The sequence below is a fragment of the uncultured Aquincola sp. genome (assembly GCF_964001545.1).
Lineage (GTDB): Bacteria > Pseudomonadota > Gammaproteobacteria > Burkholderiales > Burkholderiaceae_C > Aquincola.
In genome coordinates, this window is record NZ_CAXFDV010000578.1 from 1 (window position 1) to 9,376 (window position 9,376).

Below are 9,376 nucleotides of genomic sequence, written 5' to 3' on the forward strand. Positions count from 1 at the left end.
ACGGCTACTTCGTGGCCGACCTGCAGGACCACAATGCCGACAAGCCGGTGTTCAACAAGGTCACCGGCCTGAAGGACACCTGGGCGAAGTGATCACCCAGGCCGGCGGCTGATCAGGCGTCGGGCCGGTTGTCGGCGTCGATGTCCGGGTCGGTGGGGTCGGCGCTGTCGTCGGCGGCCAGCGCCTCGAGCTCTTCGTCGGCGTCCAGCGACACCGCGTCGTCCAGCGCGTCGGTGCCGCCCAGGGTCTCGATGTGGTCGGTGCCGATGTCGGCGCCGGCCGCGTCTTCGCCCGGGATGGCCGAGCCCCGCTCACCGGTGCCGCCTGAATCGCTGTCGCTGCCTTGCACCGCCGGCGTGGCGTGCATGAAATCGCCGTCGTCCGACTCGGTGGCGGCCAGGCGTTCGCCCTGGATGTCGCTGCCCGAGTCAGAGCTGTCGCTGGGGCCGAGTGCGTCGGCGTCGCGGCCCTCGGCCTGCGAAGGGGCCGGCGTGCCGCCAAGAATGCTGCTGGTGCCCATGGGCTGTCTCCTTGGCTGGTGAAAGAACCCCCAGCGTAGGCAGCCCGCACCGCCGCCAGTAGCGGCGCGCGGCCCGCGCCGCTGTCAGCCGGCGCCGACTTCCTCGGCGTCTTCCGCCTCTTCACCCAGGAAGCCGCCGCTCTGGTGCGCCCACAGCCGCGCATACAGCCCGCCGTGGGCCAGCAGGCTGCGGTGGTCGCCCTGCTCGACGATGCGGCCCTTGTCCAGCACGATCAGCCGGTCCATCGCCGCGATGGTGGACAGCCGGTGCGCGATGGCCACCACCGTCTTGCCCTCCATCAGCTTGTACAGGCTTTGCTGGATGGCCGCTTCCACCTCGGAATCGAGCGCGCTGGTGGCTTCGTCCAGCAGCAGGATGGGCGCGTCCTTCAGCATCACCCGGGCGATGGCGATGCGCTGGCGCTGCCCGCCCGACAGCTTGACGCCGCGCTCGCCCACATGGGCCTCGTAGCCGCTGCGGCCCTTGGGGTCGGTCAGGCCCTGGATGAACTCATGCGCCTCAGCCCGCTGGGCAGCCGACACCATGGCCGCGTCGTCGGCGTCGGGCCGGCCATACAGGATGTTGTCGCGCACCGAGCGGTGCAGCAGCGCCGTGTCCTGCGTGACCATGCCCACCTGCGCGCGCAGGCTGTCCTGCGTGGTGTGGGCGATGTCCTGGCCGTCGACGAGGATGCGGCCGCCTTCTACGTCGTACAGCCGCAGCAGCAGGTTGACGATGGTGCTCTTGCCCGCCCCCGAGCGGCCCACCAGCCCCACCTTTTCGCCGGGACGGATGTGCAGGCTGAGGTCGTCGATCACACGTTTGTCACCGCCGTAACCGAAGCTCACATGCTCGAAGCGCACGTCGCCCTGCGCCACCTGCAGCGGCCGCGCGCCGGGCGCATCCAGCACCGCGCGTGGGCGGCCCAGGGTGTTGATGCCGTCGCGCACGGTGCCGATGTGTTCGAACAGCGAAGCCATTTCCCACATCACCCAATGCGAGATGCCGTTCAAGCGCAAGGCCATCGCGGTGGCCGCCGCCAGCGCGCCCACGGTGGCGTGGCCCTGGGTCCACAGCCACAGCGCGGTACCGGCGGTGGCCGCGATCAGCAGCATGCTCAAGGCGTGGTTGACGATCTCGAAGCCCGTCACCAGCCGCATCTGGCCGTGCACCGTGACCATGAACTCGCGCATCGCCGAGCGGGCATAACCCGCCTCGCGCTGGCTGTGCGAAAACAGCTTGACGGTGGCGATGTTGGTGTACGCATCGGTGATGCGGCCGGTCATCAGCGAGCGGGCGTCGGCCTGCGCCTGCGACACCTTGGCCAGCCGCGGCACGAAGTACCACACCGCCCCGGCGTACAGCGCCACCCAGGCGGCAAAGGGCAGCATCAGCCAGCCGCTGAAACTGCCCAGCGTGGCCAGGATGGTGACGAAGTAGATGATCACGAACACCATCAGCTCGCACAGGATCATCCAGGTGTCGCGCACGGCCAGCGCGGTCTGCATCACCTTGGTGGCGATGCGGCCGGCGAACTCGTCCTGGTAGAAGTGCATGCTCTGCCCGAGCATCAGCCGGTGGAAGTTCCAGCGCAGCAGCATCGGAAAGTTGCCCGCCATGCTCTGGTGCTTGAGCGCCGACTGCAGGCCCACCAGCAGCACGCTGGCCGCCATCACCGCCGCCAGCAGCGCCAGCAGGTGGCCCTGCTCGGCCCACAGCCGGTGGGGCGCGGTGCCCGACAGCCAGTCCACCACGCCGCCCAGCATGGCGAACAGGCCTGCCTCGAAGGCGCCGATGAGCCCGCTGGCCAGCGTCATCAGCAGCAGCCAGGGGCGGATGCCTTCGGTGCATGCCCAAAGGAACGCGAAAAAACGCCGCGGGGGCAGCGTGGGCTCGGCCTCCGGGTACGGATGGACGAGCTTCTCGAAAAATTGCAGCAAGCGGGGCGCTCCTGGGTGCGGCGGGGCCCTGGGCGGGCCGGCGGCAGGTTGGCAAGGCGCGGTTGCGGCCAAAGGGCCGGAAAGCGACAGGCCTGCACTTTATCCGCGTCGCCCCGCGCCGAAGATGACGGGGCGATTTCGGCCCGTGGCCGCGGGCAATCCCCCGCAAGACTGTCCGCCGCCGCGACGAATTCACGTTTCTTCAGGCTTGAATGCCAACTTTGTCGCGGTTGGCAACGCTGGCCTAGGGGGTGGGGGATCACTCCGCCGCTGACCGCGTGAATCACAATTGCACACATAAGCAAGGGAGTGTTGGCATGATGAATTGGCTGGCCGTGATGCTGTCCGGTTTGACCGGTCGTCCTAGCCCCCGGCGTTCAAGGGGCATGAAGGCGGTGCCCGTGGCGGCCGCCATCGCGGCGCCGTCGGCGGCTGCCGAACCACCCGCCAAGCCCATCGTCACCCCGTTCCCGGCGCCGGTGCTGCCGGCCGACCTCAGCGGGCCCTTCGTCGAATGGCTGCAGGACAGCAGCCCCTCGCGCGAAACACCCATCGGCCCGCGCGAGCTGCGGGCGCTGCGCCTGCTGGACGCCCTGCTGGCCGAGCCGCAAACCCCTGCCGACCTGCTGCCGCGCACGCCGGCGGTGGTGCCGCAGCTGCTGAACCTGCTGCGCCAGGACGATCTGCCGCTGGCCGCGATCACCGAACGCATCACCAAGGACGTGCAGCTCACGGCCGAAGTGCTGCGCCTGGCCAACACCGCGCACTACCGGCAGCGGGCCGCCCACGCCATCAGCGACCTGACGCAGGCAGTGGCCGCGCTGGGCGCCGACGGCGTGCAGCGCGCCATCGCGCGGGTGGTGCTCAAGCCGCTGTACGAAGGCCAGGGCGGGCGCCTGTCGGCCCGGGCGGCGCCGCGGCTGTGGGAACACGGCGAGCGCAAGGCGGTGCTGTGTGCCTCGCTGGCTGCGCAGCGCGGCCTGGAGCCGTTCGAGGGCTATCTGGCCGGCCTGATGCACAACGCCGGCTGGTCCATCGCCTGGCGCGCCTTCGACCGCATGGACGGCGGCGTGAGCACGCCCTTCAGCCAGGCCTTCGTGCAGCAGCTGGTGCTGCGCAAGGACAAGCTGTTCGGCAAGGCGGCGGCGGCCTGGCAGATCAGCGCTTCACTCTCCGCGCTGGGCCAGGACATCCTGGAGCAGGGTCTGGAGCCTGCCCGCTCGCCGCTGGCCGCCGCGCTGGCGCTGGCCGACCGCGAGGCCACGATGGCCGTGCTGGCGCCGATCATGACCGTCGCGCTGCCCGAGGCGCCGCTGCTGCAGCCGGCCGCGTAGCCTCGCTTGTCAGGGGGCTGCCACAATCCGGCATGCCCGACACCCGAATCCCCCTGCGCGGCGACTACATCACGCTGGACAACCTGCTGAAGGTGGCCGGCATCGCCCACAGCGGCGGCGCCGCCAAGCTCATGGTGGCCGACGGCCTGGTGCAGGTCGATGGCGCGGTGGAAACCCGCAAGACCGCCAAGATCCGCGCCGGCCAGGTGGTGCAGGTGGGCGCCGAACGCATCCACGTGATCACCGGCCTGCCCGGCGAGGACGAACTGCCCGAGCAGGGCGGCTGATCCAAGTTCAGAACACGACCACCTGCCGCACCGCCTGGCCCTCGTGCAGGCGGTCGAAGCCTTCGTTGATCTCGTCCAGCGCGAGGCGGCCGCTGAGCAGCTTGTCCACCGGCAGCCGGCCCTGGCGGTACAGCGCCATGAAGCGCGGAATGTCGCGCGAAGGCACGCAGGTGCCGATGTAGCTGCCGCGCAGCGTGCGTTCTTCGGCCACCAGGCTGACGGCCGGCAGCGCGAAGGCCGCGCCGGGCGGCGGCAGGCCGGCGGTGACGGTGCTGCCGCCGCGGCGCGTGATGCGCCAGGCCAGGTCCAGCGCGCGCACCGCGCCGGCAAATTCGAAGGCGTACTCCACGCCGCCGTCGCTCAGGGCCTTCACCTGCTCGGCCGCATCGGCCGCGGCGGCATTGACCACATGGGTGGCGCCCAGGCGCAGCGCTTCTTCCAGCTTGGCGTCCGACAGGTCGATGGCCACGATCTGCCGCGCGCCGGCCGCATGAGCGCCCAGCACCGCCGCCAGGCCCACGCCGCCCAGGCCGATGACGGCGGTGGAGGCACCCGCACTGACCTTGGCGGTGTTGACCACCGCGCCCACGCCGGTAAGCACCGCGCAGCCGAAAAGGGCCGCTTCGTCCAGCGGCACGGCCTTGTCCACCTTCACCAGCGAGCGGCGCGAGACGGTGGCGTATTCGGCAAACACCGAGCAGCCCAGGTGGTGGTTCAGCGGCCGGCCGTCCTCATCGGCCAGCCGGCGTTCGCCCGACAGCAGCGTGCCGGCACCATTGGCCGCGGCGCCGGGTTCGCACAGCGCGGGCCGGCCTTCGGCGCAGGGCGCGCAATGGCCGCAGCTGGGCACGAACACCACCACCACATGGTCGCCCACCGACAGGTCGCGCACGCCCGGGCCCAGGGCTTCGACGATGCCGGCGGCCTCATGGCCCAGTGCCATCGGCATCGGCCGCGGCCGGTCGCCGTTGATCACCGACAGGTCGGAGTGGCAGAGGCCGGCGGCGGCGATTTTGACCAGCACCTCGTCGGGGCCGGGCGGGGCCAGTTCCACCTGGCGGATGGCCAGCGGCCGGGAACGGGCATACGGCGGCTCGGCCCCCATGCGCTCAAGGACGGCAGCGCGGATCTTCATCGGGTCTCCTGCTTTGTTCTTCAAGAGACCCGAGTGTGCTACGTCCGGCGCGGCCGCCGCAGCCAGTCGATGATGAGCACGCAGGCCAGCAGCCAGGCGGTGCCCGAGGCCAGGCCGGCCGCCACGTCGCTGACCCAGTGCACCTGCAGCATCACGCGGCTGAAGGCGATGGTGAACACCAGCGCCGCAGCGCCGGCCACCAGCGGCGCATGCCAGCGGCGCGGCGTGGCCCGCAGCAGCACATAGGCCAGCATGCCGTACACCACGGCCGCGCCGGCGCTGTGGCCGCTGGGGAAGCTCCAGCCCTCGGCCACCACCGCAAAGCCGTGGTCGTGCGGCGGGCGCACCCGCTCGAAGGTGACTTTCAGCAGCCGGTTCAGCAGCCCGCCGGCGGCCGTGGCCAGCGCAAAGGCCAGCGCCATGCGGCGGCGGCCCTGCCACAGCAGCCAGACCACCGCGGCGATGCTGACGGCGGTGAGCGTGATCACGTCGCCCAGGTGGGTGAGCAGCGAGAACATCTGCAGCGCGGCCGGCGACAGGGTTTGCGACAGCCGGGCGGCCACCGCTTCGTCGAAGCGGCCCAGGCCGTCGCCGGGGCCCAGGGCCTCGGCCAGTTCGGCAAACGCGGCCGCGGTGGCCACGATGCCCAGCAGCGCCAGGCCCAGGCGCAGCACCAGCTGCACCGGCGGCATCGGCACGCCGGGCTCACGCGGGTGCACCACGCGGCGCAGCAGCAGCCAGCCGCCGGCTGCCAGCAGCACGACGGCCAGCAGGCCCGCGAAGTACAGCGGCAGCGCATGGTCGGCCAGCCGCAGGCCCAGCTGCATCGCCGGGTCGGACAAGGAAGCGGTCATCAAAGCATCACGAAACGGTCAAATGACACCGTCCGAGCGCGACAAGGCCAGTTGGTTCACCGACACCACGCGGAAAGCACCGACGGTCTCGTCGAAATCCCAGCGCTCCAGCAGCGCGGCGGTGGCCCCCGGCCCCACGCGGCGCAGCAGGTTCACCGAATTGCCCGCCTCGTGCCGCACCCGGCTGCTGAGCGCGGTGCCGGCCTGCACCGCGTACAGCCGGCGCGGCAGACCGCCTTCGGATTCATGCAGCGGCACCACGTAGGGCAGGTGGATGTGGCCCCCCAGCACCACGTCGGCCCCGGCCTGCGACCAGCGCTCGATCGCGGCTTCGCGGTTGTGCAGCAGGTTCTCCGCGTCTTCGGTCCGGCACACCGCGATGGGGTGGTGCAGCACCACCACCCGCAGCTGTTCTGGCCGCGCGGCCTGCAGCTGCCGCACGGTGCGTTCGATCTGCTCGTCGGACACCTCGCCGTCCTTGTGGCGGCGGCGGCGCGTGGTCCTGACGCCGATCACCAGCCAGCCGGCGCCGGCATGCACCGGCTCCAGTTCGGGGCCGAACACGCGGCGGTGCTGGGCATACGGCCAGCACAGCCGCGCCAGCAGGTTGAACAGCGGCAGGTCGTGGTTGCCCGGCACCGCCAGCAGCGGCACCGGCCCCAGCCGCTGCACAAACGCGCGCGCCGCGTCGAACTGGCTGCGCCGCGCGCGCTGGGTGATGTCGCCCGACATCACCACCACCTCGGGCGCCTGGTCGCGCACCAGCTGCAGCAGCGCCTGCACCACGGGCGGCCGCTCGGTGCCGAAGTGCGGATCGGAGATCTGCAGCAGGCCGGTCATCGCGGCGGCGCCTCCGCCTCCGCCTGCGCCGTCAGCGGGCGGGGCCGCAGCAGCGGCAGCGCATGCGGCGACACCGAAAACACCAGTGGCGGCCGCATCTCGAACAGCTCGCCGTCCATGGCCACCCGCACCTTCTTGCGCGGCGTGGCCGGCCGCACCGACAGCTCTTCGAACGCGAAGCTCTTGACGTCGTCGGCCTCGCCCAGCCGGCCCATCGCGCCCTGCGCCATCAGCTTGAGCAGGTGAAAGGTGCTCACCGGCCGCAGCATCACCGCGGTGAGCTGGCCGGCGCCGGTGACCGGTGCCTCGGGCAGGCCCACCTGCGCCATCTGCAGCGGGTTGTTGCCGACGAAGAGCGTGAGCGTGCGCACCTTGCGCTGTTCACCCTCGCACTGCATCACCAGCCGCAGCGGGCGGTGGGCGCGCGCCACCGTGACCACCGCCGACCACAGCGCCACCAGCCGGCTGCGGCCATAGCGCTGCTTGTAGGCTTCGCGGTCTTCCAGCAGCTGCGGGTACAGGCCCAGGCTGGCATTGACCAGGAAGGCGCGGCCATTGACCTGGCCCACCTGCACCGGCTCCACGCTGGACTCCAGCAGCGCCCGGGTGGCGATCTCGGTCTCGGCCGAGATGCCGTGCGTGCGCCCGAAGTAGTTGAAGGTGCCCTGCGGCAGCACGCCGAAGGCGCAGCCGCGGCCCAGCACTGCATTGACCACAGCGTTGATGGTGCCGTCGCCGCCCGCCGCCACCACGATGCCCTGGCGGGCGCAGGCCAGGTCCACCGCCTGGGCGGCGACCTGATCCACCGGCCGGTCCTTGCACATCAGCACCTGGTGCTCGCGGCCGGCTTCGGTGAACACGCGCTCGATCAGCGCGCGTGTCTCGTCCGGGTCGCCACGGCCCGAGCCGGGGTTGAGCACGACGAAAAAGGGCGCATCACGGGCAGGCTGGTTCACGCAGGTCCTCGGGGCTGCTTCAGATGCCACCGAGGATAGAGCGCCTGACGCGCACGGGCTGTCGGCACGCGGCCCGCGCACGCCAGCGGCCGGCGCCTACACAGCCACGCAGCGCAGCCGCCACCTCGCGCCGGGCCGCCAGTTCGCGCCTGGTCGGCACAGCGGCTATGCCTGCGCCGCGGCCATGGCGCCCAGGTCGCGGATGGCCTGCTCCGCCTCGCGCGTGACCGGGTGGCCGCAGCTGAAGCGCACGAAGCGCTCGAAGCGCGAGGTATTGGAAAACAGCGTGCCGGGCACCACGCGGATGCCGCGCAGCAGCGCCGCCTCGAACAGCGCATGGGCCTGCGCGCCCGGCGGCAGCTCCACCCACAGCAGCATGCCGCCCGCCGGCACGCTGAGCCGGGTGCCCGCCGGAAAGCTGGCGTCGATGACCTCGGCGATGCGTTCACGCTGCTGCTTGACCTGCCGGCGCAGCCGCTGCAGGTGGCGGTCGTAGGCGCTGCTGGCCATGAACTCGGCCATCGTCAGTTGCGGCAGCGCCTCGTTGGCGCGGCTCTGCGCGAACTTCAGCATGTGGATGCGGGCCTGCCAGCGACCACCGCTCACCCAGCCCAGCCGCAGCCCGGGCGCGATGGTCTTGCGCAGCGACACGCAGCGGATCACGTTGCCGGTGGCGTCCCAGGCCTTGAGGGCGCGCAGCGGCGCATCGCTGTTGCCCAGCGCGCCGTAGGTGTCGTCTTCGATCAGCGGCACCTGCCGCCGCTCGCACAGCGCCACCAGCCGCGCCTTGTCGGCATCGGGCATCACGCAGCCCAGCGGGTTGTTGTGGTCGGGCGAAGCCACCACGGCCTTGATGCCAGGGTGGGTGTCGAAGGCCAGCTCCAGCGCCTCGATCGACAGGCCGGTGTGCGGGCTGCATGGCACTTCCAGCGCGCGCAGGCCCAGGCTTTCCAGCACCTGCAGCAGGCCGTAGTAGGTGGGCGACTCCACCGCGATCACGTCGCCCGGCTGCGCCACCGCGCGCAGCGCCACGTTCAGCGCCTCGATGCAGCCATGGGTGATGGTGATGTCGTCCGGCGTCAGCTGCATGCCGCCGTCCAGCGCGCGGCGGGCGATGGCGGTGCGCAGCGCCAGCTCGCCAGCCGCGGGCGCCGGCTGCACCAGCAGCTCGGGCTGACGGCGCAAGGCCCGCAGCGCGGCGGCGCGCAGGGCCTCGGCCGGGTACAGGCTGCCGGCGGCATAGGTGGCGCCGAAGTCGGCCACAGCGGGCCGGCTTTCGCTGCGGGCCACGAAGTCGGACACCCGGTCGTGGATGCCCACGTACTGCGCCGGGTCGGGCGCACGGCGCAGGTCGGGCTCGCTGGCCGGCTGCATCGCTGCGCGCCGCTGCGAGCGCACGAAGTAGCCCGAGCGCGGCCGTGCTTCCAGCAGGCCTTCGTCCTCCAGCCGGCGGCAAGCCTGCAGCGCGGTCGACAGGCTCACCTGGTGCAGCCGCTGCAGGCTGCGCAC

9 protein-coding genes are annotated in these 9,376 nt (G+C 71.6%); 2 read left to right on the top strand and 7 right to left on the bottom strand.

From position 1 onward, the window contains the following. Positions 1 to 112 precede the first annotated feature (112 nt). Both ABNT58_RS19880 and ABNT58_RS19885 read right to left on the bottom strand, forming a co-directional pair. On the bottom strand, positions 113 to 520 hold the full coding sequence (locus ABNT58_RS19880) for a hypothetical protein (RefSeq protein ID WP_348755154.1): 408 nt from the start codon (positions 518 to 520) through the stop codon (positions 113 to 115). An 84-nt stretch (positions 521 to 604) separates the two neighbouring features. Next, entirely contained in the window at positions 605 to 2,461 is a 1,857-nt protein-coding gene (locus ABNT58_RS19885) for an ABC transporter ATP-binding protein (RefSeq protein WP_348755155.1), read from the bottom strand. Positions 2,462 to 2,847: 386 nt separating this feature from the next. On the opposite strand from ABNT58_RS19885, the gene ABNT58_RS19890 reads away from it, so the two are divergent. Together ABNT58_RS19890 and ABNT58_RS19895 are read left to right on the top strand one after the other, a co-directional pair. Next, complete coding sequence (locus tag ABNT58_RS19890; protein ID WP_348755156.1) at positions 2,848 to 3,795, top strand: HDOD domain-containing protein; 948 nt, start codon at positions 2,848 to 2,850, stop codon at positions 3,793 to 3,795. Positions 3,796 to 3,827: 32 nt separating this feature from the next. Further along, on the top strand, positions 3,828 to 4,082 hold the full coding sequence (locus ABNT58_RS19895) for an RNA-binding S4 domain-containing protein (RefSeq protein ID WP_348755157.1): 255 nt from the start codon (positions 3,828 to 3,830) through the stop codon (positions 4,080 to 4,082). A gap of 7 nt (positions 4,083 to 4,089) precedes the next feature. On the opposite strand, the gene ABNT58_RS19900 is transcribed toward ABNT58_RS19895, so the two are convergent. The 5 genes from ABNT58_RS19900 to ABNT58_RS19920 form a co-directional block, all read right to left on the bottom strand. Beyond that, entirely contained in the window at positions 4,090 to 5,217 is a 1,128-nt protein-coding gene (locus tag ABNT58_RS19900) for a zinc-dependent alcohol dehydrogenase family protein (RefSeq protein ID WP_348755158.1), read from the bottom strand. Positions 5,218 to 5,255: 38 nt separating this feature from the next. Continuing rightward, positions 5,256 to 6,071 carry a phosphatase PAP2 family protein gene (locus tag ABNT58_RS19905; protein WP_348755159.1) on the bottom strand — a complete coding sequence of 272 codons (816 nt, stop codon included), beginning with the start codon at positions 6,069 to 6,071 and terminating at the stop codon, positions 5,256 to 5,258. A gap of 18 nt (positions 6,072 to 6,089) precedes the next feature. After that, positions 6,090 to 6,911: a metallophosphoesterase family protein gene (locus ABNT58_RS19910; protein WP_348755160.1), complete on the bottom strand. Its 822-nt coding sequence runs from the start codon at positions 6,909 to 6,911 to the stop codon at positions 6,090 to 6,092. Beyond that, the gene (locus tag ABNT58_RS19915) at positions 6,908 to 7,867 is read right to left on the bottom strand and encodes a diacylglycerol kinase family protein (RefSeq protein ID WP_348755161.1); all 960 of its coding nucleotides are present in this window, start codon (positions 7,865 to 7,867) and stop codon (positions 6,908 to 6,910) included. The genes ABNT58_RS19910 and ABNT58_RS19915 overlap by 4 nt, the downstream gene beginning before the upstream one ends. 165 nt (positions 7,868 to 8,032) lie before the next feature. Next, on the bottom strand, positions 8,033 to 9,376 hold a 1,344-nt coding region (locus tag ABNT58_RS19920; RefSeq protein ID WP_348755162.1), incomplete at its 5' end, for a PLP-dependent aminotransferase family protein.